This window comes from Pseudomonas sp. NPDC089408 (assembly GCF_044749445.1).
Taxonomy (GTDB): Bacteria; Pseudomonadota; Gammaproteobacteria; order Pseudomonadales; family Pseudomonadaceae; genus Aquipseudomonas.
In genome coordinates, this window is sequence record NZ_JBIVHY010000004.1 from 1 (window position 1) to 26,427 (window position 26,427).

The window sequence follows — 26,427 nt, forward strand, 5'->3', positions numbered from 1 at the left end:
TCCATTCGATATCGGCTGCGCCACTTCTCTTCATCAATCTCCAGCCATGCACCCAGGGTGCGCGCGCCAAAGGCACAGGAATAATTGGCCCGAAACAGACTGTGGGAGCGGCCTTGTGCCGCGAAGCGCCGCGCGGGCGGCGCTCGATCTCCCAGCCCCCCAACATCTCAAGGCATGCACCTGTCAGCCCATACCGCTTAACTGACTGGCATTAATTAGGGCAGGGGCGTGCTTACCTGGCGGTTACCAGCCAAACAACTCACAAGCATTGCGGGTACTGGCCTGCGCCAGTTCGTCAACCTCCACGCCCATCACCTGCGCCAGCGCTGCGGCAATCTCCGGCAGATGCTCCGGGCTGTTTCTTACCCCCGGGTACATCACTGGCGCCATGTCCGGCGAATCAGTCTCCAGCACCACACTGTCCAGCGGCAACCGCGCCAAGGTCTTGCGCAGCCGCAGCGCCTGCGGCCAGGTTGCCGCACCACCCAGGCCAAGCCGGAAGCCCAGCTTGATGTACTCGCGGGCTTCTTCATAACTGCCGGCAAATGCATGAATCACCCCCGCCCGCGCCGGCTTGTAGCGCTTGAGCGTGGCGATGACCTGGGCATGGCTGCGGCGTACGTGCAGCAGCGCCGGCAGCTCGACGTCGCAGGCCATCTGCAGTTGTGCTTCGAACAGCTCTTGCTGGCGCGCCTTGTCCAGGTCTTCGAGGTAATAGTCCAGGCCGAACTCGCCCACGGCACACAGCCGCGGGTGATCGCGCAGGCGTTCCAGCCACACGCGCAACTGCGTCAGGTGTTCCGGGCGATGCTGGTCGAGGTACACCGGGTGCAGGCCCAGCGCGGCGAACAGGCACTGCTCGGCACAGGCCAGGTCCCATACCCGCTGGAAATTGGCCTGGAACACCCCCAGCACCACCATGCGCTCCACCCCGAGTGCCGCCGCGTTAGCCAGCAGGCGTGGGCGGTCGGCGGCGAAGTCGGGGAAGTCCAGGTGGGTGTGGGTGTCGATCAGGCGCATGTTCAGGCCACTGGAATGCGTTTCTTGAAGGTTCGACCCACTGCATGCACGCCAGGTTCGTAGCGTTTTTCCTCGATGGCGGCCAGTGCCAGTTCCAGCGCGATGGCGGCAATCTGGCCATGTTGCTGGGCCATGGCATTGACCGGCAGTGGCAGGAAGTCGAGCAACTGGTTGTCGCCAAAGGTACCCAACTGCAGTTGACGCGAGTCGGCAGGGCGCGCCTGCAGGGTATCGAACACCCCTTGCAACAGCACATACGAAGTGGTCACCAGGGCATCCGGCAGGCCACCCAGGTCGTCGATCAGTTGCTGCATCAGGCGCTGGCCGCACTCGCGGCTGAAGGCTTCGCCCTGGTAGCGGCGTACTTCGCCAGCATAGCCTTGCAGGGCTTCGTCGAAACCACCGGCACGCGCCTGGCTGACCGACAGCTCCGGGCGGGCGCCGATCAGGGCGATGCTGCGTGGGGCGGCGCGGAGCAGGCTAGCGGCCAGTTGGCGGCTGGCATCACGGTCGTCGCTGATCACCGAGCAGAAGTGGGCAGGGTCAAGGCGGCGGTCGATGGCGATCACCGGCAGGCCTTTGTCCTGCAACTCGCGGTAGCTTTCGTCTTCTGGGGGCAGGCAGCTGGCAACGAACAGTGCATCGCAGCGACGCGCGCGGAACAGTTGCTGCAACTGGCGTTCGCTGTCGGGCTGGTCGTCGCTGCTGGCGATCAGCAACTGGTAGCCGCGGGCGCGGGCGCCTTGCTCCAGCTGCTTGGCAATGCGGGCGTAGCTGGGGTTCTCCAGATCCGGGAGAATGAAGCCCAGGGTGCGGGTATGCCGGCTGCGCAGGCCTGCTGCTTGCGGGTTGGGGGTGAAGCCGTGTGCTTCGACCACCGCGCGTACCCGCTCGACAGTGCTGCTGCTGATGCGTTGCTGTTCAGCCTTGCCATTGATGACATAGCTGGCAGTGGTCACGGACACACCGGCCAGACGGGCGATATCGCTGAGTTTCACCGAATTTTCCTTGTTATTACCGGGGCTGGCTGTAAGGCCGGACCGGGTAGTTTGACCCGGTACAGGCAGTGCGCGCAGACGACCATTGTCGCAATTGTCCGACAGGATGGGGCTTTTTCCCCGGAAGATTATCGAGTAACGTGGCCACTTGGTCAGATTAAACGTTTCAGCCGCCGAATTTTCTGCCTCGGCTGCCTTCCGTGCACGGCTGAATCACTGGCCCTTCCTGTGAATTCCACAACAATACTCCAGATCCGACCGGGAACTGCAAAAGGAGAAGGTCATGCTCGAGCTCGCCAAGGAGCAGATAGCCATGGGCCAGGTGGCCGTCGACAAAGCCGAGGCACTGCGCCTGCTGGCCGAGCGACTGGTCGCCGATGGCCTGGTCGCCGACGGTTATCTGCAAGGGCTGCAGGCCCGCGAGGCGCAAGGCTCAACATTCCTTGGCCAGGGCATTGCCATTCCTCATGGCACGCCGCAAACCCGTGACCTGGTGTATGCCACCGGCGTGCGCCTGCTGCAGTTCCCCGAGGGGGTGGACTGGGGTGACGGGCAAAAGGTCTACCTGGCCATCGGCATCGCCGCCCGTTCCGACGAACACCTGCGCCTGCTGCAACTGCTGACCCGCGCCCTGGGCGAGACCGACCTGGCTGAAGCGCTGCGCCGTGCCAGCTCTGCCGAAGCGTTGCTAAAGCTGTTGCAAGGCGCACCCCAGGCGCTGGCGCTGGACGCGCAACTGGTCGGCCTGAACCTGCCGGCTGAAGATTTCGACGAACTGGCCTGGCGCGGTGCGCGCCTGTTGCAGCGCGCCGACTGTGTCGACAGCGGTTTTGCTGCCGTGCTGCAGCAGGCCGAGCCGCTGCCGCTGGGCGAGGGCCTGTGGTGGCTGCACAGCGAGCGCCAGGTGCGCCAGCCGGGCTTGGCTTTCATTACCCCACAACAGCCGTTGCGTTACCGCGACCAGCCGCTCAACGGTTTGTTCTGCCTGGCCAGCTTGGGGGCTGCCCATCAAGCCTTGCTCGAACGCCTGTGCGAAGTACTGATCGAAGGCCGCGGGCAAATGCTCTACCAGGCCACCAGCAGCCGTGCGGTGCTGGAAGTGCTGGGCGGCGAGGCACCGGCAGACTGGCCCAGCGTGCGGGTCGTGTTGGCCAACCCGCATGGCCTGCATGCCCGCCCGGCCAAGGTGCTGGCGCAATTGGCCAAAGGTTTTGAAGGGGAAATCCGTGTGCGCCTGCTCGACAGCGCGCAGCCGGCGGTTTCGGTGAAGAGCCTGAGCAAGCTGCTCAGCCTCGGCGCCCGGCGTGGCCAGGTGCTGGAGTTGCTGGCCGAGCCAAGCGTTGCCGCCGATGCCTTGCCGGTACTGCTGGCCGCCATCGAACAAGGCTTGGGCGAGGAGGTGGAGCCGCTGGCGCAAAGCTCCACCGCCGAAACCCGCGAAGCGCCCGACGTGTTACCAGCCCCGCAAGCCGGTAGCCGCATTCAGGGCGTGGGCGCCGCCCCCGGCATCGCCAGCGGGCCGGCGCACGTGTGTGTCGAGCGTGACTTCGACTACCCCCTGCGCGGCGAATCCTGCGCACAAGAGCGGCACAAGCTGCGCGAAGCCCTGGCGATGGTGAACGGCGAACTGCAGGCGTTGATTCAGCGCAGCGACAAGGCCATCGGCGAGATTTTCGTCACGCATCAGGAAATGCTCGCCGACCCGGCCCTGAGCGACGATGTCGAGCAGCGCCTGGCCCAGGGCGAAAGTGCTGCGGCCGCGTGGATGGCGGTGATCGAAGCAGCGGCCCGTCAGCAGGAGTCGCTGCACGATGCGTTGCTTGCCGAGCGCGCCGCCGACCTGCGCGACATTGGCCGGCGCGTGCTGGCGCAGCTGTGCGGTGTGCCGGCGCAGGTCGAGCCCGAGCAACCTTACGTGCTGGTAATGACCGAGGTCGGCCCGTCCGATGTCGCCCGGCTGAACCCGCAGCGGGTCGCCGGTATCGTCACCGCCCAGGGCGGCGCGACGGCCCACAGTGCCATTGTGGCCCGCGCGCTGGGTATCCCGGCCGTGGTCGGTGCAGGTGCCGCGATATTGCTGCTGGAAAGCGGCACGCCGCTGCTGCTCGATGGCCAGCGCGGTGTGGTCAGCGTGGCGCCGCCAGCAGATGAGCTGCAACGGGCGCTGGCCGAGCGCGACCTGCGCGAGCAACGCTTGCAGGCAGCCTGGGCCAATCGCTTCGAGCCCGCGGTAACCCGTGATGGCCACCCCGTCGAGGTGTTCGCCAACATCGGTGAGAGCAGCGGCATCGCCAAGGTGGTAGAGCAGGGCGCCGAAGGCGTAGGCCTGCTGCGCACCGAACTGATTTTCATGGCCCACCCGCAAGCCCCGGACGTCGCCACCCAGGAGGCCGAGTACCGCCGCGTGCTCGACGGCCTCGACGGGCGCCCGCTGGTGGTACGTACCCTGGATGTCGGTGGCGACAAGCCGTTGCCGTATTGGCCAATCGCCGCTGAAGAAAACCCCTTCCTGGGCGTGCGCGGCATACGCCTGACCCTGCAACGCCCACAGTTGATGGAAGACCAGCTGCGCGCCTTGCTGCGGGCTGCCGACGGGCGCCCGCTGCGCATCATGTTCCCGATGGTTGGCCAGGTTCACGAGTGGCGCGAGGCGCGGGCGATGGTCGAACGCCTGCGGGTCGAGATCCCGGTAGTCGACCTGCAAATCGGCATCATGGTCGAAGTCCCCTCGGCGGCCCTGCTGGCGCCGCAACTGGCGCGCGAAGTGGACTTTTTCAGCATCGGCACCAACGACCTGACCCAATACACCTTGGCCATCGACCGTGGTCACCCCAGCCTCTCGGCCCAGGCCGACGGCCTGCACCCGGCAGTGCTCAGCCTGATCGACATGACCGTGCGCGCCGCCCATGCCCAAGGCAAATGGGTTGGCGTGTGCGGTGAGCTGGCCGCCGACCCGCAGGCGGTCGCCGTATTGCTGGGCCTGGACGTCGACGAACTCAGCGTCGCCGCGCGCAGCATTGCCGAAGTCAAGGCCCTGGTCCGCCAGGCCGATCACCAGACGGCCCGCGCCCTGGCGCGCGAGGCCCTGCAACAGGACAGCGCCGCAGCGGTACGCGCGCTGGTGGAGCGTTACTGAATGGCCAAGATCCTTACCCTTACCCTGAACCCGGCGCTGGATATCACCATCGGCCTGGACACCTTGCGCCCCGGGGAAGTCAACCGCAGCCAGGCGCAGCATAGCCACGCGGCCGGCAAGGGGCTGAACGTTGCCCAGGTACTGGCCGACCTGGGGCACAGCGTGACCGTTGGCGGCTTCCTCGGCTGTGACAACCTGCAGCCGTTCGAAGCGCTGATTGAATGGCGCGGCTTTGCCGACTGCTTTGTCCGCGTGCCGGGCGAAACCCGCAGCAACATCAAGCTGGTCGAAGCCGATGGCCGCGTCACCGACATCAACGGCCAAGGCCCGGAAGTTGACGAGGCAGCCCGCAGTGCCTTGCTGCGCAGGCTGCAGCAGATCGCCCCGGGCCACGATGCCGTGGTGGTGGCTGGCAGCCTACCGCGCGGGGTCAGTGCCGACTGGTTCCGCCAGTTGCTCGAACAACTCAAGGCCCAAGGCCTCAAGGTCGCCCTGGACAGCAGCGGCGAAGCCCTGCGTGCCGGCCTGCAGAGCGCACCTTGGCTGGTCAAGCCCAATACCGAAGAACTGGGCGAGGTGCTTGGCCTGGCTGTGGATAACCCGGCGCAACAGCGTGCCGCTGCCGAGCGCCTGCTGGCCAGTGGCGTCGAGCACGTGGTGGTGTCGGCGGGCGAGCAGGGGGTCAGTTGGTTCACCCGTGATCTGGCCGTGCATGCCAGCCCGCCCAAGGTACGGGTCGCCAGCACGGTCGGGGCGGGGGATTCGCTGGTGGCCGGCATGGTCCATGGCCTGCTGCTGGGCGAAGCGCCCGCGCAAACCCTGACCCGCGCCACCGCCATCGCTGCCCAGGCCGTTACCCAGGTCGGCTTTGGCATCCGCGACCGCGAGCAACTGGCGCGTCTGGAGGCGGCTGTGCAACTGACAGAACAACAAGAGGGTTGCCGATGAACATTGCCATTGTCACCGCCTGCCCCAATGGCCAGGTGTCGAGTGTCCTGAGTGCCCGCTTGCTGTCTGCCGCTGCCCAGCGGCGTGGCTGGAGTACCAGCGTCGAGGTGCAGGATGCCGAACACCCCGAGCGGCAACTGAGCGCTGCGCAGATCGCCGAGGCCGACTGGGTGCTGGTGGTCAGCACCGGCCCGGTGGACCTGGCCCGCTTTGTTGGCAAGCGCCTGTATCAGAGCACGCCGTCACAGGCCCTGGCGGACCGCGAGGGTTTTCTTGATGAAGCCGCGGCCAACGCCCGCTTGCTGGCCGCTGTGCCGAACAGCCCTGCGGTAGCTGACCGCTCAGCCGCGCGCATTGTTGCAGTCACCGCCTGCCCGACCGGCGTCGCCCACACCTTCATGGCGGCAGAAGCCTTGCAGCAGGCCGCCCAACAGTTGGGCTACCAGCTCACCGTCGAGACCCAAGGCTCGGTCGGTGCGCGCAACCCCTTGGCCGCCGAAGCCATCGCAGACGCTGACGTGGTGCTGCTGGCCGCCGATATCGAAGTACCCACTGCGCGTTTTGCCGGCAAGCGCATCTACCGTTGCGGTACCGGCATCGCCCTCAAGCAGGCGCGGGCCACGCTGGACAAGGCCCTGGCCGAAGGCAAGGTGGAAAGCAGCGCCGACGCCGCTGCGGCAACCACGTCGGCCAAGGGCGAGAAAGCCGGGGTGTACAAGCACCTGCTTACCGGCGTGTCGTTCATGCTGCCGATGGTGGTGGCTGGCGGCTTGCTGATTGCCCTGTCGTTCGTGTTCGGCATCGAAGCCTACAAAGAGCCCGGCACCTTGCCGGCGGCGCTGATGCAGATTGGTGGTGAGGCGGCGTTCAAACTGATGGTACCGCTGCTGGCGGGCTACATCGCCTGGTCGATCGCCGACCGCCCGGGGTTGGCCCCCGGCATGATCGGCGGCCTGCTGGCCAGCACCCTGGGTGCCGGCTTCATCGGTGGCATCATTGCCGGCTTTCTCGCTGGCTACAGCGCCAAGGCTATTGCCCGCTGGGCGCGTTTGCCCAGCAGCCTGGAGGCGCTGAAGCCGATCCTGATCATTCCGCTATTGGCCAGCCTGTTCACCGGCCTGGTGATGATCTACGTGGTCGGCCAGCCGGTGGCGGCGATGCTCGAAGGCCTGACCCACTTCCTCGACAGCATGGGCACCACCAATGCCATTCTGCTGGGGCTGCTGCTGGGTGGCATGATGTGCGTCGACTTGGGCGGGCCGATCAACAAGGCTGCCTATGCGTTCTCGGTGGGCCTGCTGGCGTCGTCGAGCTACGCACCGATGGCGGCGACCATGGCGGCCGGCATGGTGCCGCCGATCGGTTTGGGCATCGCCACGTTCATGGCCAGGCGCAAGTTCGCCCAGAGCGAGCGTGAAGCGGGCAAGGCGGCCTTGGCCCTGGGCTTGTGCTTCATCTCCGAAGGGGCGATCCCGTTTGCTGCCAAGGACCCGCTGCGGGTGATCCCGGCCAGTGTCGCCGGTGGTGCGTTGACCGGGGCGTTGTCGATGTACTTCGGCTGCAAGCTGATGGCGCCACATGGCGGGCTGTTCGTGCTGCTGATCCCCAATGCGATCAACCATGCGCTGCTGTACTTGCTGGCGATCGTGGCGGGCAGCTTGCTGACGGCGGTGGTGTATGCGGTGATCAAAAAGAGTGAGCGGGTGGAGTTGGCGGTGGCTCCAATCAAAAGTGCCTGAGTGCACACCGTCGTGTAGGAGCGGCCTTGTGTCGCGATAGGGCCGCAAAGCGGCCCCGGCAATTTATGCGGCGGAGCTGAAAGCTTGGGGCTGCTTTGCAGCCCTATCGCGACACAAGGCCGCTCCTACAAGGATTTGTGCCAGTCGGGCAGTTTGTATCAACGCCCATGCTTCTGCCGCAATGGCACCAGCAGTTCACCCAGGCCGTTGTGGTCGATCTCATGCATCAACGCCAGCAACCCACCCAGCTCCCCGGCAGGGAAACCCTTGCGCGCAAACCAGGCCAGGTAATCCCCCGGCAGGTCGGCAATGATCCGCCCTTGGTATTTGCCGAACGGCATGCTGCGGGTCACCAGCAGTTCGAGCGTTTCCGGCTTCATCTTCGGCGCACCTGGCAGTGGAAAAGCGCCGACCATACTGCAATCTGCACGAAGGCCCAAGCGGCAATCATGCAGAAAGCCGCAATCAGGCTTCGCTTGTTAGTTATTAACTAATTGATTTAGAAGAAATTTTATAAAAAAACAAGATTGGCACGATCACTGCTCTCTTACAGATGACTATCACCTGCCAAGGAGTTTGTACCATGAGCAATCCCAACAAAGACGTGATCGATGTGCTCAACGACCTGATCGAGTACAGCAAGGATGGCGAGAAAGGCTTCAAGGCCTCGGCCGATGATGTGAAGAACCCCGAACTGAAAGCGTTCTTCGTCCAGCGCGCTGGCGAATGCGCCAACGCTGCCGGTGAACTGCAGAGCGAAGTGCGCCGCCTGGGTGGCGACCCGGAAACCTCCACCAGCATCAGCGGCGACCTGCACCGCGGCTGGGTCAACCTCAAGTCGATGGTCACCGGCAAAGATGAAGAAGCGGTGCTCAACGAAGTGGAACGCGGTGAGGACCACGCCCTGAAGGCCTACAAGGAAGCCCGCGAAAAACTGGTGAAACTGGGCCGCACCGCCAGTGACACCAGCTACAGCCTGGTGGAAAAACAGCTGCAAGGCGTGCAGCGTAACCACGATCAGGTCAAGGCGCTGCGCAACGCCGCCCGCGCCCGCTCCTAAGTGTCCGGCCCCTCTACCCGGTTACGGCCCCTGGCCTTGGCCCGGTAGAGCGCTTCGTCCGCGGCACCCAGCACACTGCTCAGGTCGTGCTGGGCGCCGGACAGGCCGATGCCGATGCTCACCGTGACCGCATGGGCATCATCGGCAAACGGCGCCAGTGCCTCGACACAGGCCCGAATGCGTTCAGCCAGCAGCTGTGCGCCGGCCAGGTCGGTCTCTGGCAGCACCACCTGAAACTCCTCCCCACCATAGCGCGCAGCCAGATCGGCCGGGCGGCGGATGCACGCCTCGATGACCTTGGCCACTTCGCGCAGCGCATGGTCGCCTCCGGCATGGCCGTGGCGCTGGTTGAACGCCTTGAAATGGTCGATATCCACCATAAGCACTGCCAGCGGTTTGCGGTTACGTTGGGCACGCGCCCATTCCTGACGCAGCACCTGGTCAAGGCGGCGACGGTTGGCCAGCCCGGTCAGGCTGTCGGTGGCGGCCAGCGTTTCCAGGCCTTGCTCAGCCTCCCGGCGGCGGCGCAGTTCGCGGCCCAGCAGCAGGGTCAGCCAGAGAATGCCCATGCACAGTACGCCGGTAGCGACACTGACCAGAATGGCGGTACGGCGCCACGACTGGAACACCTCGTCGGCCGAGTGCACCACCAGCACGATCAACGGCAGCTGCGCAACCCGGGCGAAGGTGTACATGCGCGCCTTGCCACTGCTGGCGGAGCGGGCGGTGAAATTGCCGCTTTGTTCACTGAGGATGCGCTTGAAGTTTGGCCGTTCGGCGTAGTTGCTGCCGATCAACGGATCGGGTGTGCGGGACGGCTGACGGGCGAGCAACTGGCCGTCGGTGTTGAACAGGTTGATGCTGCTGTCGTCGCCAATGTCCAGGCGCTGGAACAGCTCGCTGAAATACGACAGGCGCAGGGCGCCGGCTGCCAACCCGGCAAACTCGCCATGGGGGCCGGAAATGCGCCGGCTGAAACTGATACACCAGTCCAGGCCGCCGAGCCTGGCCTTGAACGGCGGGCCTACCAGCAGGCCAAGGTTGGGGTTGTCCCGGTGCGCCTTGAACACCCCGGTATCGCCGAAGTTGGCCTTGCGCGGCACGCTGCTGGTGGAATCGCCGACCACGTTGCCTTGCGGGTCCAGCCACAGCACGTCACCGCGTTTGCGGTCGACAAAGGCTTCGTTGAACAGCAGGCGCTGGCGCAGCGGGCCGGGGATTTCCGGCAGCTCCTTGCGCCCGACCGCCCAGATCAACCCTTGCAGTGACTGGTCGTAGAGTTCGACATTGCGCAGGGTGTCACTTTCGATCAACTGCACGATGTTGTTCGAAGCGCGCACGGCCGACTGCTCGACACTATCGCGTTCACGGGCCAGCAGGTAGCTGACGATGGCCACGATCGCGAGCACGGCAAGGCAGCTGCCCAGGTTGAGGATCAGCTCGGGGTGCGACCTGTAGAGTGCTGAAGGCGGGGATTGGGTGGGCATGCTCGCTACTGCAAGGGCAGGGCCATTCGCGGCGGCGACATTCTAGGGAAGCAGGGATTGTCGAACAAGATTTGTCCGACGGAAGCACGGCTATCTCGGCTGTGCATTGCTCGTGTAGGAGCGGCCTTGCGTCGCGATGGGCCGCAAAGCGGCCCCGGCGATAGTGGCTGCGAAGCTGAAAATCTGGGGGCGCTTCGCACCCCTTTCGCGACACAAGGCCGCTCCTACAATGGGGATCAGAACACGTTCAGTGGGTAATCGACGATCACCCGCACTTCGTCGTTGTCGCTGTTGCTGTCGATCGAGGCATAACCCTGGCTGCCACGGTGGGTGGCATAGCGCACCAGTACCGAGAGGTCTTTCAGGTCACCTTCCTGGAACACGTATTTCACGTCCAGGTCGCGCTCCCAGTGCATGGCGTTCTTGCCATCGGCACGGTAGTAGTCGTAGTGGTCGGTGTTCTGCGTGGCCTTGGTCAGGTCCGCTTCACCGCGCGAGTACGAAAGCGAGCTGGTCAGGCCAGGCACGCCGACGCCGGCAAAGTCATAGTCGTACTGCAGCTTCCACGAACGCTCGTTGGGGGCGTTGAAGTCCGAGTACATGCGCGAGTTGTCCAGGTAAACGCTGTCGCCCAGGTTGATGTAGTCGAACGGCGTGTTGCCGTTGACCCGCTGGTAGGCGGCAGTGACGCTGTGGTACCCGGCGTTGACGGTGAAGTGCACGCTGTAGGTGTTGTTGTCGATCTTGCCCAGCAGGGCCTGGCCGGTGTCCTGGGTGTGGTAGAAGTGCACACCCGGGTTCAGGCTGACCAGGTCGTTGACCACGTAGGTGTAGTCGAAGTCAGCGTAGTACTGGTTCCAGATGTCCTTCAGCTCGGCCGCGTACAGGTTGGCGGTGATGTTCGGGGTACCGCTCCACGACGCGCCGGCCCAGTTCAGGTGCTTGCTTTTGTCGTGCTCGCCCAGCGCACCGTAGTAGGTGTCGATACGGCGGTGGCCGCTCTGGTTGTACGGGTGGGTGAAGCTCACCTGGCCGCCTTCGAGCAGCAGGCCGTCGACGCTGGTGTTGGTCAGGCTCACACCACGGAAGGTCTGCGGCAGCATGCGTGTTTCGCCGCCGGCGATTACCGGGTTGGTCAGGAACAGGTCACCGGCTTTCAGCTCGGTGTCGAAGGCTTTCAGCTTGACCGCGGCACCGGCAGTGGAGAACGCGTGTGGGGCAGCGCCCAGCTCGCCGTCGTCCTTGATGTGCTCGGGCAGGATGCTGGTGCCGGCATGGCCGCCACCGCCGTCGAGCTTCAGGCCCAGCATGGCATGGGCGTCCAGGCCAAAGCCGACCACGCCCGGGGTGTAGCCCGACTCGAAGCGCGCAACCGCGCCCTGGCCCCACTCGCGGGTGTCGCGCACGCCGGCGTTGTGGTTGTCGCGGTTGAAATAGGCATTACGGAAATGCAGGTTGAAGGACGAACCTTCGATGAAGCCATCAGCCTTGTCTTCATCTGCCTGGGCGGCGAAAGGGATCGTTGCAGTCAACGCAATGAAAAGCGGGGTAAAACGAAACGCGGAAGGCACCGGTACTAGCTCCTTTGGTCTGACGGTGGGGCAGTTTTTATTTTTGAATGTGCGTCTTTCTTATAGGTGAACGTTACAGCCGGGCTGATAGTTACAGCACATAAAAAAAGCCGCTGATTGGCAGCGGCTTTAAAAGGCTAACATATCGGCACCGGTGGTGCCCATGGCGTAGCCAAGGGAAAACGGAAACAGTAACAGCGCTGTATCAGCTGTCGGCGTTGGCATCGACAGAGACCTTGGAGGCGGTCTGGTTTGCGTCTTTGACAGCGTCGGCCTTCTGTGCGGCAACGGCTTCGCGGGCGTCTTGATGGACCGCGGCGAACTCTGCATTACGGGCGACAAAAGCCGGGGATTCTTCGGCCATGGCCAGGGGCGACAACAACAGGGACGACAGGACGAAAACGCTGGCAATACCCATACTGTTGGACATTTGAAACTACCTTCTTGCTGTGCAAGTGCTAATGAGGACAGGGGTAAAGTTAGTCCTTTCAATGCACTGGAAACAGAGCGAAGTGCGATAAGCACTGTTGCGCAAAAGGTAACGATCCCCGGTAAAGCAATAGTACTTTCGACGCAAATCCCCGCGCTAGACGCGGTCCATGTAGGAGCGGCCTTGTGTCGCGATGGGGCGCGCAGCGGCCCCAAATTCTGTGCAATAGCATCAATAGCCGGGGCTGCTGCGCAGCCCATCGCGACACAAGGCCGCTCCTACAGGGATCGCGTAGCCCTCAGGATCGGCAGCTGGATACCGAAGGTATTGACCCCAGCCCCAGTGCGCACAAACACCTCCCCCCCATGCATCAGCGCAATTGCCTTGACGATCGCCAACCCCAACCCATGGTTACCCCCGCCGCTGTTGCTGCGCGCCGCATCCACCCGGTAGAAGCGTTCGAACAGCAACGGCAGGTGCTCATCATCAATCGCCGGCCCCGGGTTGCTCACGGCAATACTGACCTGCTCCGCCTCGGCATCGATCTGCACCCGGATCACCTGGTGCGGTGCGGTGTGCTGCACGGCGTTGTTCAGCAGGTTGATCAGCGCCCGGCGTAGCTGGGCCTTTTCGATCGGGGCCTGGGCATCGCCGCTGACGCTGACGCTGACCTGCGCGTCTTCGAGGATGTAGTCCAGGTAGTCGAGGGTGGTGGCCACTTCTTCGGCCAGCGAAGCCTGGGTCAGGGCGGTGGCCTTGCTGCCCTGGTCGGCATTGGCCAGGAACAGCATGTCGTTAATGATGCTGCGCAGCCGCTCCAACTCTTCCAGGTTCGATTGCAGCACTTCGAAGTAGTGCTCGGCGCTGCGCCCGCGGGTCAGCGCCACCTGGGTCTGGCCAATCAGGTTGGTCAGCGGCGAGCGCAGTTCGTGGGCGACGTCGGCGTTGAACGCTTCCAGCCGCGAATAGGCCTGGCTGACCCGGTCGAGCGCGGCGTTGAAGGCGCCGGCGAACTGCGCCAGTTCCGGGGCCAGCGCCTGGGTTTGCAGGCGACCGTCCAGGCGTGGCGGTGCCAGCGCTTGGGCCTCGTTGGACAACGCCAGCAGCGGGCGCAGGCCAATGCGCGCCACCCAGTACCCCAGCAGTGAGGCCAGCAGCACACCGAGTACCGCCAGCCCGACAATCGCTACCAGCAGGCTGTGTTGGGCCTGCCAGAAGGTTTCGGTGTCGATGCCGATCAGAAAGCGCAGGGGCGGGCGCTCACCCAGCGCCGGCAGTTCACTGACCAGTACCTTGTACGGGTAGGGCCGGTCGGGCAGGCGCAGGTCGCGCATGCCCTGCGGGCCTTCGGCGAAGGCGCGGACCAACTCGCTGGGGTGGCCAAATTCGTAGGCCGGGTTGCTGCTGACCACCCAGAAGCGGATGCGTTTGTCTTCTTCACTGAGCAGGTTGAGCTTGTTGTTGATCTTGGCCCAGTGCTCGGGCGTGCCGAAGCGGTTGAGGGTGGATTCGAGCACGCTGAAGCGCGCATCCAGCTCGGCTTGCGGCAGCAGGTCGAGGCTGCGGTCTACCTGGCGGTACAGCGCCGAGCCGATCAGCAGGAAAACGCCCAGCGCGACCAGGATGAACAGCGCCGACAAACGCAGTGCAATGGAGTTACCCCGCACGGTTTTCCAGGACATAGCCCATGCCTCGGATGGTGTGCAGCAGTTTGTTGTCGAACGGCCCGTCGAGCTTGGCGCGCAGGCGCTTGATCGCCACTTCGACGACATTGGCGTCACTGTCGAAATTGATGTCCCAGACCAGCTCGGCAATCGCCGTCTTCGACAGGATCTCGCCTTGCCGACGTGCCAGCACGCTAAGCAGCGAGAATTCCTTGGCGGTCAGGTCCAGGCGCTGGCCGGCACGCGTGGCCTTGCGCGCCATCAGGTCGATCCACAGGTCGGCCACCTGCACCTGCAGGGGTTCGTGGCTGCTGCTGCGGCGGGTCAGGGCTTGCAGGCGGGCGACCAGCTCAAGGAACGAGAACGGCTTGCCCAGGTAGTCGTCGGCGCCTTCGCGCAGGCCGTGGATGCGGTCTTCGACCCGTTCGCGGGCGGTCAGCATGATCACCGGGGTCTGCTTGCGCGCGCGCAGCGCACGCAGCACGCCGTAGCCGTCCAGGCCGGGCAGCATCACGTCCAGCACGATTACCGCGTAGTCGCCCTCCAGGGCCAGGTGCAGGCCGTCGATGCCGTCGCGCGCCAGGTCGACGGTAAAGCCCTGCTCGGTAAGGCCGCGATGCAGGTAGTCGGCGGTTTTTTCTTCGTCTTCGATGATCAGCACACGCATGGTCTTGTCCTAACTGGCACTTGGCGCTGCCGCACGGGCAGCCTGGCGGCGGTGGAACAGGCGCTCCAGGGCCAAGTATATGACCGGGGTGGTGAACAGCGTCAGCGCCTGGCTTACCAGCAGGCCGCCGACCACGGCGATGCCCAGTGGCTGGCGCAATTCGGCGCCGGTGCCAAAGCCGAACATCAGCGGCACCGCGCCGAGCAGGGCGGCGAGGGTGGTCATGATGATCGGTCGGAAGCGCGTGAGGCACGCCTGATGAATCGCCTGCTCGGGCGTCAGGCCGTGATGGCGCTGGGCTTCGAGGGCAAAGTCGATCAGCAGGATGCCGTTCTTCTTGACGATGCCGATCAGCAGCACTACGCCAATCAACCCCATGATGCTGAAGTCCTGGCCCATGGCCCACAGCAAGATCAGCGCACCGAGGCCGGCCGAGGGCAGGGTGGAGATGATCGTCAGCGGGTGCACGAAGCTTTCGTACAGCACGCCAAGAATGATGTACACCGCCACCAGCGCTGCCAGGATCAGCCACGGCTGGCTCGACAGTGAACTCTGGAAGGCCTGCGCCGCGCCCTGGAAATTGCCGGTGATCGAGTCGGGCATGCCCAGTTCGCGCTGGGTGCGGTCAAGGATGCTCACTGCTTCACCCAAGGCCACGCCGGGCGCCAGGTTGAACGACAGGTTGGCGGCCGGGAACAGGCCGTCGTGGCTGATCGACAGCGGCCCGGTGCTGGGCGGCGCCACGTGGGCCACCGCCGACAGCGGCACCATTTCGCTGGTCAGCGGCGAGCGCAGGTAGAAGTAGTTCAGGCTTTCGGCCTTGCCACGCTGGCGCGCGTCCAGTTCGAGAATCACCTTGTACTGGTTGGTGTCGGTCTGGAACTCGCTGATCTGCCGCTGGCCGAAGGCGTCGTACAGCGCCTGGTCGACGTCGGTGGTGGTCAGGCCGAAACGTGCCGCGGCCTGGCGGTCGATGTCGATGCGGGTAACGCTGGCGCCCAGTTGCAGGTCGTTGGACAGGTCGCGCAAGGCCGGGTTTTCCCGCAGGCGCTCGGTCAGGCGCTGGGTCCACAGGTTTAGCGCCTCGCCGTCGTTGCTCTTGAGCACGTACTGGTACTGGGTGCGCGAAGGCCCGGAACTGAGGTTGATGTCCTGGCCGGCGCGCATGTACAGGACGATGCCCGGCACCTGGGCCAGCTTGGGCCGCAACCGGTCGATCAGTTCGCTGGCCGACACATCACGCTCGCCACGCGGCTTGAGGGCGATCCAGAAGCGGCCGTTGGCGATGGTCTGGTTGCTGCCGGTCACCCCCACCGAATGCGAGAACGCGCGCACCGCCGGGTCGGCTTCGATAATTTTTGCCAGCGCCTGATGCTTCTCGATCATCGATGGGTAAGACACATCCGCCGCCGCCTCGCTGGTGCCGAGGATGAAGCCGGTGTCCTGCAGCGGGAAGAAACCCTTGGGGATGGCCACGTATCCGGCCACCGCCAGCGCCAGGGTCACGCCGAACACACCGAGGGTCAGGCGCTGGTGGGCGAGGGCGTGGTTCAGGCCCTTTTCGTACCACTTGACCAGTCGCTCGCCAAAGCCGCCCTTGTGCTCGCCCGGCGGGCGGCGCATGAACAGCGCGCACAGGGTGGGCGCCAGGGTCAGCGAAACCACCACTGAAATCAGGATGGTAGAGGTAGCAGTAAGGGCGAACTCCTTGAACAGCCGGCCAACCACACCGCCCATGAACAGCAGCGGGATGAACGCGGCAATCAGCGAGAAGCTGATCGACACCACGGTAAAGCCGATTTCCCCGGCGCCCTTGAGCGCCGCCGTGCGGCTGTCGTCACCGGCCTCCAGGTGGCGGTGAATGTTCTCCACCACCACGATGGCATCGTCCACCACAAAGCCCACGGAAATGACGATGGCCACCAGGGTCAGGTTGTTCAGGCTGAAACCGAGGATGTACATCAGTGCGCAGCTGGCGATCAGCGATACGCCGAGCACGCTGGACACCACCAGGGTCGCCGACCACTGGCGCAGGAACAGTGCCATGACCCCGATCACGAGGGCCACGGCGATCATCAGGGTCAGCTCCACTTCATGCAGCGAGGCGCGAATGGTTTGCGTGCGGTCCTGCAGCACCGACACCTCGATCGAGGCCGGCAGCATCTCCTGCAGCTTGGGCAGGGCGGCCATGACCCGGTCCACGGTGTCGACGATGTTGGCGCCCGGCTGGCGAAAGATCACCAGGTTCAGCCCCGGCTTGTCACCGGACCAGGCCTTGACGTAGGCGTTTTCCGCTCCGTTGATGACCTTGGCCACGTCCTTCAGGTGCACGGGGGCGCCGTCGCGGTACGAAACGATCAACTGGGCGTAGTCCTCGGGGTGGAACAATTGGTCGTTGGCGGCGATGGTCGACACGCTGTGCTCACCGTACAGCGCGCCCTTGGCCAGGTTCAGGCTGGTCTGCTGGATGGCCTGGCGCAGGTCGGCCAGGGTCAGGCCGATGGCGGCGAGCTTCTCGGGTTGCGCCTGCACGCGGATCGCCGGGCGCAGTTGCCCGGTAATGTTGATCAGGCCGACCCCTTCGATCTGGCTCAGCTGCCGGGCCAGCAGGGTTTCGGCGTAATCGCTCAGGTCGTTGCCGGGCATCTGGTCGGAGCTGACGGTCATCACCAGTACCGGGCTGTCGGCCGGGTTGACCTTGCGCCAGGTCGGCGGGTTGGGCAGGTCCTGCGGCAGGCGTGCGGTGGCGGTGTTGATCGCCGCCTGCACTTCCTGGGCGGCGGTGTCGATGTTCTTGTCCAGCGTGAACTGCAAAATCAGGGTAGTCGAGCCCAGCGCGCTGCTGCTGGTCATCTGGGTCATGCCGGGGATGGCGCTGAACTGCACCTCCAGTGGCGTGGCCACTGACGAGGCCATGGTTTCCGGGCTGGCACCGGGCAGTTGGGCGGTCACCTGAATGGTCGGGAAGTCTGCCTCGGGCAACGGCGCCACTGGCAGGCGCGGGAAGGCGATGGCGCCCAACAGCACCAGGGCGAAGGTCAGCAGCAAGGTGGCGATGGGGTGGTCGATGCACCAGGCCGAAACACCGTTGCGCGTGTTCATGGCTGGCTCCGGCGGTCGGCCATTTCCGATGGCGCAGGGGCGTCAGGGGTGACTTCGACCCGCGCCCCCGGCTTGAGCCGCGATTGGCCATCCAGCACCAGGCGCTCGCCCGGTTTGACCCCGGCAATGATGTTCAGGCCGCTGTCCTGGTACAGCACCTTGATCGGCACACTGGTGACCTTGTCGCCGTCCAGGCGGTAGACGAAATGCCCGTCGACGCCGCGTTGCACCACCGGCGGTGGCACCACCAGGGCGTTTTCTTCCACGGCCGTGCGCAGGCGAATGGTGACCAGCTGGCCCGGCCACAGGCGGCCGTCCTTGTTGTCGAATTCGGCTTTGACGCGCACGGTGCCGGTGGTGGCGGAAATCTGGTTGTCGATCAGCGCCAGGTGGCCTTCGCCTAGCAGGCTGCGTTCGCCGTCGGCATCCATGTAGGCCTGCACCAGTGCCGGGGTCGGCGCCTTCAGCAGGCTCTGCAGGGTAGGCAGCATCTGCTGCGGCAGGGCGAATTCGACTGCAATCGGGTCAATCTGGGTGACGCTGAACAGGCCGCGGGTATCGCTGGTGCGCACCAAGTTGCCGGGGTCGACGTTGCGGATGCCTACCCGGCCAGTCACCGGCGAGCGGATCTGCGTGTACGACAGCTGCACCTGGGCATTGTCGATGGCGGCCTGGTTACCCTTGACCGTGGCCTGCAGGCGGTTGACCAGTGCCTGTTGCTGGTCGAGGGTCTGTTTCGACACGCCGTTGTCGGTGCTCAGCAGGCGGTAGCGCTGCAGGTCGACGTTGGCGACCTGGATCTGCGCCTGGCTCTGGCCCAGCTCAGCCCGGGCCTGGTCGAGGCTGGCGCGGATGGCGCGGTCGTCGAGGGTAGCCAGCAGGTCGCCTTCCTTTACCCACTGGCCTTCCTTGACCAGCACCTGGGTCAGCACACCTTCCACTTGTGGGCGCATCTCGACGCTGTGCAGCGACAGCACCGAGCCGATGGCACTGGCGTAGCGCGGCACGTCTTGCTGGGCGACGCTGACCACCCGCACCGGCACTGCTGTTTGTGCACGGGTAGTTGGCGCAGGCTGGCGCTGGGCGAACCAGGTACCCGCTACCGCCAGGACGATGAGCGCCAGGGCGGCGAGTAGAGCGGAACGGGGCGGACGTCGCATCGGTGCGGGCACCTTGGCCAGGGGAAGAGGGAAGGGTGGTCAGTATTCATTCTTATAGCCCCTGAACCGGGTCGGCAGCGTGACCGCTGGCTGACAGCCGTGTCAGTTTCGCCTACGCGCAGAGAGCGAAACCTGTAAATGTGTCGCGGTTCCTGTGGGAGCGGGTTTACCCGCGAACAATCCAACTCGCTGTGTGGCACCGGCTGCGCCGGTGCTCGCGGCTAAAGCCGCACACAGGGGTTGCGCTGGCTTCGAGTTGACGCTGTCCTTGTAGGAGCGGCCTTGTGTCGCGATCGGGCCGCAGGGCGGCCCCGGGATTTCGGCCTTTATGCTGATATTGCCGGGGCCGCTTTGCGGCCCGATCGCGACACAAGGCCGCTCCTACAGGGGATCGCGTACGTGCTGGCTAGAAACCGATAAAGGCGTAGTAAAGCGGGGGCTCGCTGGTCGTGCCCAAACCATATCCCTGCAAGCTTGCCACCAGTGCTTCATCCTCCACATGCAAGGTCCACGGCGCACTGTCATCACTTGGCACCTGTTCAAGCGCCGCAGCAAACACGCCCATGTCCGGCAAGTAGGCAGTAAACCCATTGCCCTTGAGCGCACTGGTGGTCATGCCCAGCGCTTGGCACACCGCCACCTTGGCGGCAATGTCATCGCGGTCGGCCTGGCGCGAGGCCTGTACCAGCGCTTCCAGCCCGGCATCGACCAACTGGGTGCCGTGAATCAGTTCTGGCCCTTGCTGCCAGGCTTCCGGCGGGCAGTCCTTGTTCTCGGGCCGCAGCGGAATATGCGGGTTGATTTCCACCGGGTAGATGCGGCAAACCAACGGTCGCTGTTCGTAGATGGAGCACAGGTCATTGTCGTCAAGGTTGCGGCAACGCCCAGGGTTGAACGCGGCAAAGGTCACCGACACCCGCGCCTCAGCTTCACCGCACTGCACCGGATGCGAGCGGCGCAGCACATGTTCACGCTGCTCCGGCGGCATGCCCGGGCCATCGGTGACGAAGGCTTCAATCAGCACGATCACCTGGCCGGCGTCAGCCGCCCAGCGCCGGGCTTCGTCGAGGGTCAGCGGCACATGGTGACCGATGCAGCACTTGCCGCAGCCGGTACAGCCAAAACGCAGGTTGTCGGTCACTTGGCCTCCGGGCTCCATTCGCTGACAAAGGCACGCTGGTGCTGGCGGTCGTACAGGCACAGCTCGGTGCCGGTGCGCTGCTGCATGTGTTTTTGCGGATAGACACCTTCGACCAGCAGGGCACTCATGCCCACCTGGTCATCGAACTCGGCGGGTTTGCCGCGGGCGTGGGCGTCCTTGAACTGGCTGGCGGCCAGGCAAGCCTTGAGCATCTGCTGGCGCTGCTCGTTCCAGGCCTGGCTGCTGGAAGCCTGGGCGACACTGCTGAAGAGGGCGCAGCTGATCAGGATGGAGCTGAGAAACTTCATACGCGATTCCGGCAAGTTGCTTGCGTGGGGCGCGAATTATGCCCGACTCACCCCCGACGGCAAGCCGGGGACTATGTCACCGGATATATCAGTGCTCGGCAAACACCACGGTACGCGCCGCCACCACCAGACAATCGGTCAGTTCCGGCGAGGAGAACTTGGTAAGGATGGCATTGGCCCCGGCCTGGGTTGCCTTCTCACTGCTCATGGCACTGTCCAGCGAGGTGTGCAGCAGCACATACAGGTGCTGGAAGTCGGGGGTTTCACGCAGGGTGCGGGTGAAGGCATAGCCGTCCATCTCGCTCATTTCAATGTCGGAGACGATGATGTTGATCTCCTGCGCGGTGCCTTGCAGCTCCAGCAGTACGTTGATCGCATCCCTGGCACTGCGTGCGGTGTGGCATTCGATGCCGAGGTTACGCAGGGTATGCACCGACTGCTGCAGTGCTACGTTGCTGTCGTCCACCACCAGGATGTTGCTGGCGGCCAGTAGGCTGGCGTCTTCATCGCTCAGGCCACTGTGATGCGTTTCGGCTGCGGGCGGGGCAATCCCGTGAATGACTTTTTCGATGTCCAGCACCTGCACGAGGGTGTTGTCGACGCGGGTTACGCCGGTGATGAACGAGCGGGTGCCCGAGGCGTAGGGCGGCGGTTTGATGTCGGTGCTCAGGCAATGCACGATGCGGCTGACCGCCTGCACATGCAGGCCTTGGCGTGAACGGCTGATCTCGGTGACGATCAGGCAGCCGCCTTGCGGGTCTTCCAGCGGCCGCTCGCCGATGGCCCGGGACAGGTCGATGACCGACAGCGAATGGCCGCGCAGGGTGGCTACGCCTTTCACATGCGGGTGCGACTCGGGCAGCTTGGTCAGTGGCGGGCAGGGGATGATCTCGCTGACCTTGAGCAGGTTGATTGCCATCAGCTTGCCGCTGCGCAGTGTGAACAGCAGCAGCGACAGCGAGTCCGCGCGGGCTTTTTGCGTGGCCATGGTGACCTTCGGTGGGGAACAGGGGATAACCGGTTATCGGCCTGTTCGGGCTGGGCTTTAGGGCGCAGCGCAAACCCTGTGGGAGCGGGTTCACCCGCGAAGAGGCCGGCCCTGGGAATGCACAATGCAGGTCAGGCCCTTTCGCGGGTGAACCCGCTCCCACAGGGATAGAGACAGGCAACTGTCAGCGCTCGCGCAGGGCCTCCTTAGCCCGGTTCAGTGGTTTGATCAGGTAGTCCAGAATGGTCTTCTCACCGGTGCGGATATCCACCGTGGCAATCATCCCCGGCACAATCGCGAAATGCTTGCCGGCCTTGTTCTGCAAGCTGTCCTGCTCGGTACGGATGAACACCCGGTAGTAATAGATCTCCGGTTTCACCTCATCCTGCAGGGTATCCGGCGAAATCCCCACTACCTTGCCATCCAGCCCGCCATACACCGAGTAGTCATAGGCACTGAGCTTGACCTTGGCCGCCTGGTCCGGGTGGATGAAGGCAATGTCGCGCGGGGCGATGCGGGTTTCGATCAGCAAGCGCTCATCCATCGGCACGATCTTCATCACCTGGCCACCGGGCTGCACCACGCCACCCAGGGTGTTGACCTCGATATCCTTGACGATGCCACGCACCGGCGAGCGCAGTGTCAGGCGGGTGAGCGAGTCGCTGCGCCCGCGGATCACTTCCGACAGGCTGTCGGCCTCGGCGCTGGCCTTGGCCAGTTCTTCGCGGGCCCGCACCAGGTAGTCGGAACGGGCCTCGTTGGCTTTCAGCTCCAGCTCCGAGCGCTGGCGGTTCAGGCGGATCACCTCGACCCGGCTGGAGGCCCCCATCTTCGCCAGGTTTTCGGTGATCTTCAGTTCGCTGCGCACCAGTTGCAGCGAGTCCTGGATGCCCGCCAGGGTCTGTTCCAGGCCGCGGCGGCGGGTCTGGTACAGGGCGGTTTCTGCATCGATCAGGTCGGGTGAGTCGCGCAGGCTTTCGGGGAACGTCAGCGGCTTGCCAGTCACCTCGGCCTGCAGGCGCGCCTGGCTGGCCTTGGCAGCGCGGTACTTGGCTTCGCTTTCGCCAACGCTTGAAGCGGTCTTGGTCGGGTCGAGCTGGGCCAGCACCTGGCCGCGCTCCACCAGGTCGCCTTCGGCCACGCTCATCTGCGCGACGATGCCGCCTTCGAACGACTGGATCACCTGCTCGCGTGAGCTGGGGATGACCTTGCCGGTGCCGGTGGACACCTCGGTCACTTCGAACCACGCCGCCCAGGCCAGGAACGCCGCCAGCATCAGCGCGCAAATGGTGATGATGCGGCCGGCGCGAAATACCGCTTGGTCGTCCTGCCCGTCCAGGTAGGAGGCCGGGAGTTCATGGTTGCTCATGCCTGCGCTCCTTGCAGTTTGGCCATTGCGGCATCCCGCGTGTCGTCGATGACGATGCGCCCGCCATCGAGCACCACGATGCGGTCAACCCGTTGCAGCACGCTCAGGCGGTGGGTGGCGATCACCAGGGTGCGGCCCTGGCAGAAGCGCTCCAGGTTATCCAGCAGCTTGCGCTCGGTCATGTCGTCCAGCGATGCGGTCGGCTCGTCCAGCAGCAGTACTTGCGGCTGACGCACCAGCAGGCGCGACAGCACCAGGGCCTGGCGCTGGCCGCCGGACAGGCCGAGGCCGCCTTCGAGGATCAGATGGTCCATGCCCTTGGGCAGGCGGCGGACGAAGTCCAGCGCGCCAGTGGCGGCCAGCGCGGCCACCAGCTCCTGGTCGCTGGCCTGGCCGGCGCCGAGGGTGAGGTTTTCCCGCAGGGTGCCGTGGAACAGCCGCGCATACTGTGGCAACAAGCCCACATCGCGGCGCAAGTCGGCAGGGTCGAGGTGGGCCATGGCGATGCCGTCCAGGCTGACCTCGCCCTGCACCAGGTCCATGGCCCCGCCCAGCGCTTGCAGCAGGGTCGATTTGCCGGCGCCGTTGCGGCCTAGCACGGCAATGCGCTCGCCCGGCTGGATATCCAGCTGGCCGATGTTCAGCACCGGCGGGGATTCTTCGCTGTAGCGGAAGTTGGCCTGGCGCAGGCGGTACTCGCCGCGAATTGCCGGCAGGTGCACGCGAGCTTCGCCTTCGGGGTGGTCGACCGGCGACTGCATCAGCTTGTCCAGCCCTTGCAGGGCGACCTTGGCCTGTTGCCAGCGGGTCAGCACGTGGGTCAGCTGAGCCAACGGCGCCATCATCCGCGACGACAGCATGGATGCCGCCACCAGGCTACCGGTGGTGAGGTCGCCGGCGATCACCATGGGCGCGCCGACCACGATGACCACGGCAAACACCGCGCCCTGCACGTTCTGTGTCCAGGTCACCAGGCCGTTGGTGAGGGTGCGCAGGCGAAGGTTGGTGTGTGCACAGGCAGCGTTGTACTGGTTCCACTGGCGTTCGAAGCGCGCTTCGGCCTGCAGCGCCTTGATCTCGTCCAGGCCCTGGATGCTTTCTACCAGCATGGCGTTGCGCAGCGCCGACTCGCGCATCGAGGCATTGGCCAGCCGCGCCAGGCGCCGTTGTGCCAGCAACCCTGGCAGCACCATGGCCAGCAGCGCCACCAGCGGGATGAACACTAGCACACCGCCGATCAGCCAGAACACGAACAGGAACAGCAGGAAGAACGGCAAGTCGGCCAGGGCCGTGGCGGTACTGGAAGTGATCAAGTCGCGGATCGACTCCAGCTCGCGCAGCTGCGAAATGAACGAGCCGGTGGATTTGGGCCGCACCGAGTTGCGCAGGCGCAGGGCATGGCCGTAGACCAGGTCACTCACCCGCAGGTCGGCGCGCTTGCCGAGCAGGTCGGTCACCTTCAGCCGCAGCAGGCGCATGCTGAAGTCGAACACCAGCGCCAGCACCACGCCGCCAAACAGCACGTACAAGGTGGGCAGCGATTCGGCCGGGATCACCCGGTCGTACACCTGCATCGAGAACAGCACCCCGGCCAGCGCCAGCACGTTGGCCACCAGCGAGGCGACCATCACCTGCCCGTAGGGGCGCAGGTCGCGCAGCACGATACGGGCGAACCAGTGGCGGTCGTACGGCGCGGTGTAGTCGTCGGTGCGCACGTCGCGCAGCGGCCGCGCCGGGCGCAGCAGGGCAACGCGGTTGATGCGGCCCTTGAGGGTGTCACGGGGCAGGCGCGAGGTCAGGCCCTGGTCACCGGCAAACACCACCGCCAGGTCATCTTCCTCGGTGACCGACTCGACCACCGCCAGTTGGCCATCGTCCAGTTCCAGCACCAGCGGCGTGCGCCATTGCCGCAGGCCTTTGGCATCGAAGCGCACGAAGCGCAGGGCCAGGCCGGCCTGGCGGGCCATGTGCCTAAGGATTTCATCCAGCGGGCGGGCATCCTCGACGGCAGCCAGGCGAATACGCTGGGGCGATACGTCCAGACGGTAGTGGTGCGCCACCTGCAGCATGACTTCCAGCCACGGCCCCAGGTCTGGCCGATGGACCTCTTCGGGGGCTGCGGCAGGTGGCTGGTTGGGCAGGGTTACATTGATCGAATCGCTCATGGCTGGATCTCCACACCTTGCAGGTTGCGCCCGTCAAGGCCAAAGGCCGTGCGCAGGGCGCCGGTGTTGTACAGGCAGTCGACATCCAGGCGCAGCAGGTCGGAGCGGGTGCCGGCAAGTTCGAAACGTGACTGGTAGATTTCCTGCTCGGCGTTGAGCAGGTCGAGCAATGGTCGAGTGCCGAGGTCCAGGTACTGGCGGCCATAGAGCATGCGCGCTTCCTGGATGCTCACCTGGCGCGCTTCCAGCGAGCTCAGCCGGCGGCCCAGCCCGGAGGTTTGCGCCATGGCTTCGGCCAGGCCGCGACGGGCTTGCAGGCGGGCGGCATCTTCGGCGGAATCGGCAGCCGTCAGGGCATGACCGGCGGCCCGGCTGCGCGCGCTGATGGCGCCGCCCTGGTAGATCGGCACCTCGACGTTGAGGTAGATGCCCGCCTGGGTACGGTCCATGCGTGAGTTGTCGCGGTTGTAGTCGTTGTCCAGGTAGTGGTTGACCTGGGGTTGCAACGACAGGGTCGGGTAGGCCTCGGCCTTGGCCTGGGCCAGCTCGGCCTGGCCCTGGGCGCGCTGCGCCAGGGCCATCAGCACGGCGGGCAGGCGGTCATCGCCTTGCGAGGGCCGCTTGCAGGCCTGGTTCAACGCCGGGGGGGACTCTTCGGCCAGTGCCGGTGGGGTGACGCGGCCCATCAGCGCCGCCAGGGTCGAGCGCCAGCGCTCGTACTGCGACTGGTATTCCTCCAGCGTGGCGCGGGCGCTTTCCACCCGCGACTCGGCCTGTACCACATCGGAGCGAGTGCTGGCGCCCATGTCACTGCGCTGGCGCGCCATGCCGGCAATGTCGCCGACCCCGCGGATCTGGTCGCGGGCAATGGTCATCAGTTGCTCGTAGCGGCGGGTCTCGATCCAGGCGTAGGCGGTGTCACGGGCCAGGTCATCCACTACCAGCAGGATGTTGGCCTGGGCGCGGGCGGCGGCGGCCTGGGCCGCGCTGACGGCGCTGTCGACCTTGCCGAAGTCATAGAGCATTTGCTTGAGCGACAGGTTGAGGGCCTGGCTGTTGCGGTCGCCGCCATAGCCGGTGTCATAACCGGTACGGATTCCGCCGGAAATCTGCGGGTAGTACCCCGCGCGGGCGACGTTGATACCTTCGCCCTGCTTGTACAGGTTGCCGATGGCTTCGGCGATGCTGGGGTGCCATTGTGCGGCCTGCAGCACCGCGTCGGTCAGCCCCAGGCGTTCGCCGCTGGCGACCGGGGCCATGCCAATGGCGGGGCGGGCAGGCACCGCGTCGGGCGCATCGCGTAACAGCGATGGCCCGATGTGGCGCAGTTGGGGGGCTATATCATCGGCTGCGTGGGCAACCGGGTGGAAGTTGAGGGCCAGGAGCCCGAAGGCTCCCAGCAACAGCGGTGACAGCGGACTGCTTCGCTTCACATAGTTCCCTTACTGCTGGTCGTCCATGCCGCCGGGCGTTT

General features: G+C 65.1%; 20 protein-coding genes. 4 read left to right on the plus strand and 16 right to left on the minus strand.

Annotation, left to right across the window (positions count from 1 at the left end):
- Positions 1-243: 243 nt before the first annotated feature.
- Positions 244-1,020: a TatD family hydrolase gene (locus ACIP02_RS08190; RefSeq protein WP_400615071.1), complete on the minus strand. Its 777-nt coding sequence runs from the start codon at positions 1,018-1,020 to the stop codon at positions 244-246.
- A gap of 2 nt (positions 1,021-1,022) precedes the next feature.
- Positions 1,023-2,018, minus strand: a complete 996-nt coding sequence (cra, locus tag ACIP02_RS08195) for a catabolite repressor/activator (RefSeq protein WP_400615073.1) — start codon at positions 2,016-2,018, stop codon at positions 1,023-1,025.
- Positions 2,019-2,301: 283 nt separating this feature from the next.
- Between cra and ptsP the strand changes: the two genes are divergently transcribed.
- From ptsP to ACIP02_RS08210, 3 genes are read left to right on the plus strand one after another with little or no spacing between them, the layout of a single operon-like run.
- Positions 2,302-5,154, plus strand: a complete 2,853-nt coding sequence (ptsP, locus tag ACIP02_RS08200) for a phosphoenolpyruvate--protein phosphotransferase (protein WP_400615075.1) — start codon at positions 2,302-2,304, stop codon at positions 5,152-5,154.
- A complete protein-coding gene (pfkB, locus tag ACIP02_RS08205; RefSeq protein WP_400615078.1) occupies positions 5,155-6,102 on the plus strand; it encodes a 1-phosphofructokinase in 948 nt (315 codons plus the stop codon). It begins immediately after the preceding gene.
- A complete protein-coding gene (locus tag ACIP02_RS08210) occupies positions 6,099-7,841 on the plus strand; it encodes a PTS fructose-like transporter subunit IIB (RefSeq protein ID WP_400615081.1) in 1,743 nt (580 codons plus the stop codon). The genes pfkB and ACIP02_RS08210 overlap by 4 nt, the downstream gene beginning before the upstream one ends.
- Before the next feature lie 158 nt (positions 7,842-7,999).
- On the opposite strand, the gene ACIP02_RS08215 is transcribed toward ACIP02_RS08210, so the two are convergent.
- On the minus strand, positions 8,000-8,221 hold the full coding sequence (locus ACIP02_RS08215; RefSeq protein ID WP_400615083.1) for a DUF3820 family protein: 222 nt from the start codon (positions 8,219-8,221) through the stop codon (positions 8,000-8,002).
- A 203-nt stretch (positions 8,222-8,424) separates the two neighbouring features.
- On the opposite strand from ACIP02_RS08215, the gene ACIP02_RS08220 reads away from it, so the two are divergent.
- Positions 8,425-8,901, plus strand: coding sequence for a PA2169 family four-helix-bundle protein (locus tag ACIP02_RS08220; protein WP_201198517.1), 477 nt, complete (start codon positions 8,425-8,427; stop codon positions 8,899-8,901).
- Here the strand turns inward: ACIP02_RS08220 and ACIP02_RS08225 are convergent.
- The 13 genes from ACIP02_RS08225 to ACIP02_RS08285 all read right to left on the minus strand — a co-directional run bounded on the left by ACIP02_RS08225 (position 8,898) and on the right by ACIP02_RS08285 (position 26,386).
- Positions 8,898-10,388, minus strand: coding sequence for a diguanylate cyclase domain-containing protein (locus ACIP02_RS08225; protein WP_400615086.1), 1,491 nt, complete (start codon positions 10,386-10,388; stop codon positions 8,898-8,900). The genes ACIP02_RS08220 and ACIP02_RS08225 overlap by 4 nt on opposite strands.
- Before the next feature lie 236 nt (positions 10,389-10,624).
- Positions 10,625-11,959 (minus strand): OprD family porin, encoded by a 1,335-nt coding sequence (locus ACIP02_RS08230; RefSeq protein ID WP_400615088.1) that lies wholly within the window; start codon positions 11,957-11,959, stop codon positions 10,625-10,627.
- Between the two features lie 205 nt (positions 11,960-12,164).
- Complete coding sequence (locus tag ACIP02_RS08235; RefSeq protein ID WP_201198522.1) at positions 12,165-12,389, minus strand: hypothetical protein; 225 nt, start codon at positions 12,387-12,389, stop codon at positions 12,165-12,167.
- A gap of 278 nt (positions 12,390-12,667) precedes the next feature.
- Positions 12,668-14,071, minus strand: a complete 1,404-nt coding sequence (locus ACIP02_RS08240) for a heavy metal sensor histidine kinase (RefSeq protein ID WP_400615090.1) — start codon at positions 14,069-14,071, stop codon at positions 12,668-12,670.
- Positions 14,046-14,720 carry a heavy metal response regulator transcription factor gene (locus ACIP02_RS08245; RefSeq protein ID WP_400615093.1) on the minus strand — a complete coding sequence of 225 codons (675 nt, stop codon included), beginning with the start codon at positions 14,718-14,720 and terminating at the stop codon, positions 14,046-14,048. The genes ACIP02_RS08240 and ACIP02_RS08245 overlap by 26 nt, the downstream gene beginning before the upstream one ends.
- A gap of 9 nt (positions 14,721-14,729) precedes the next feature.
- Positions 14,730-17,822 carry a multidrug efflux RND transporter permease subunit gene (locus ACIP02_RS08250; RefSeq protein ID WP_400615095.1) on the minus strand — a complete coding sequence of 1,031 codons (3,093 nt, stop codon included), beginning with the start codon at positions 17,820-17,822 and terminating at the stop codon, positions 14,730-14,732.
- Entirely contained in the window at positions 17,819-18,982 is a 1,164-nt protein-coding gene (locus ACIP02_RS08255; RefSeq protein WP_400615098.1) for an efflux RND transporter periplasmic adaptor subunit, read from the minus strand. The genes ACIP02_RS08250 and ACIP02_RS08255 overlap by 4 nt, the downstream gene beginning before the upstream one ends.
- Positions 18,983-19,388: 406 nt before the next feature.
- Positions 19,389-20,123: a YkgJ family cysteine cluster protein gene (locus ACIP02_RS08260; RefSeq protein WP_400615101.1), complete on the minus strand. Its 735-nt coding sequence runs from the start codon at positions 20,121-20,123 to the stop codon at positions 19,389-19,391.
- Complete coding sequence (locus ACIP02_RS08265; RefSeq protein ID WP_400615103.1) at positions 20,120-20,431, minus strand: hypothetical protein; 312 nt, start codon at positions 20,429-20,431, stop codon at positions 20,120-20,122. Before ACIP02_RS08265 ends, ACIP02_RS08260 begins: the two co-directional genes overlap by 4 nt.
- Positions 20,432-20,519: 88 nt before the next feature.
- The gene (locus ACIP02_RS08270; protein ID WP_400615105.1) at positions 20,520-21,419 is read right to left on the minus strand and encodes a chemotaxis protein; all 900 of its coding nucleotides are present in this window, start codon (positions 21,417-21,419) and stop codon (positions 20,520-20,522) included.
- Positions 21,420-21,603: 184 nt separating this feature from the next.
- Positions 21,604-22,788, minus strand: coding sequence for an HlyD family type I secretion periplasmic adaptor subunit (locus tag ACIP02_RS08275; RefSeq protein WP_400615107.1), 1,185 nt, complete (start codon positions 22,786-22,788; stop codon positions 21,604-21,606).
- A complete protein-coding gene (locus ACIP02_RS08280) occupies positions 22,785-24,953 on the minus strand; it encodes a type I secretion system permease/ATPase (protein WP_400615110.1) in 2,169 nt (722 codons plus the stop codon). Before ACIP02_RS08280 ends, ACIP02_RS08275 begins: the two co-directional genes overlap by 4 nt.
- Positions 24,950-26,386 (minus strand): TolC family outer membrane protein, encoded by a 1,437-nt coding sequence (locus ACIP02_RS08285; RefSeq protein WP_400615113.1) that lies wholly within the window; start codon positions 26,384-26,386, stop codon positions 24,950-24,952. The genes ACIP02_RS08280 and ACIP02_RS08285 overlap by 4 nt, the downstream gene beginning before the upstream one ends.
- Positions 26,387-26,427: the final 41 nt, after the last annotated feature.

What these genes read in the sequence shown, in the direction of transcription:
- ptsP (WP_400615075.1), top strand. Translation starts at nt 2,302, where the DNA reads ATGCTCGAGCTCGCCAAGGAGCAGATAGCCATGGGCCAGGTGGCCGTC.
- ACIP02_RS08275 (WP_400615107.1), bottom strand. Translation starts at nt 22,788, where the DNA reads ATGAGCAACCATGAACTCCCGGCCTCCTACCTGGACGGGCAGGACGAC.
- ACIP02_RS08245 (WP_400615093.1), bottom strand. Translation starts at nt 14,720, where the DNA reads ATGCGTGTGCTGATCATCGAAGACGAAGAAAAAACCGCCGACTACCTG.
- ACIP02_RS08270 (WP_400615105.1), bottom strand. Translation starts at nt 21,419, where the DNA reads ATGGCCACGCAAAAAGCCCGCGCGGACTCGCTGTCGCTGCTGCTGTTC.
- ACIP02_RS08235 (WP_201198522.1), bottom strand. Translation starts at nt 12,389, where the DNA reads ATGTCCAACAGTATGGGTATTGCCAGCGTTTTCGTCCTGTCGTCCCTG.
- ACIP02_RS08280 (WP_400615110.1), bottom strand. Translation starts at nt 24,953, where the DNA reads ATGAGCGATTCGATCAATGTAACCCTGCCCAACCAGCCACCTGCCGCA.
- ACIP02_RS08220 (WP_201198517.1), top strand. Translation starts at nt 8,425, where the DNA reads ATGAGCAATCCCAACAAAGACGTGATCGATGTGCTCAACGACCTGATC.
- pfkB (WP_400615078.1), top strand. Translation starts at nt 5,155, where the DNA reads ATGGCCAAGATCCTTACCCTTACCCTGAACCCGGCGCTGGATATCACC.
- ACIP02_RS08225 (WP_400615086.1), bottom strand. Translation starts at nt 10,388, where the DNA reads ATGCCCACCCAATCCCCGCCTTCAGCACTCTACAGGTCGCACCCCGAG.
- ACIP02_RS08250 (WP_400615095.1), bottom strand. Translation starts at nt 17,822, where the DNA reads ATGAACACGCGCAACGGTGTTTCGGCCTGGTGCATCGACCACCCCATC.
- ACIP02_RS08265 (WP_400615103.1), bottom strand. Translation starts at nt 20,431, where the DNA reads ATGAAGTTTCTCAGCTCCATCCTGATCAGCTGCGCCCTCTTCAGCAGT.
- ACIP02_RS08215 (WP_400615083.1), bottom strand. Translation starts at nt 8,221, where the DNA reads ATGAAGCCGGAAACGCTCGAACTGCTGGTGACCCGCAGCATGCCGTTC.
- ACIP02_RS08190 (WP_400615071.1), bottom strand. Translation starts at nt 1,020, where the DNA reads ATGCGCCTGATCGACACCCACACCCACCTGGACTTCCCCGACTTCGCC.
- ACIP02_RS08210 (WP_400615081.1), top strand. Translation starts at nt 6,099, where the DNA reads ATGAACATTGCCATTGTCACCGCCTGCCCCAATGGCCAGGTGTCGAGT.
- ACIP02_RS08255 (WP_400615098.1), bottom strand. Translation starts at nt 18,982, where the DNA reads ATGCGACGTCCGCCCCGTTCCGCTCTACTCGCCGCCCTGGCGCTCATC.
- ACIP02_RS08240 (WP_400615090.1), bottom strand. Translation starts at nt 14,071, where the DNA reads ATGTCCTGGAAAACCGTGCGGGGTAACTCCATTGCACTGCGTTTGTCG.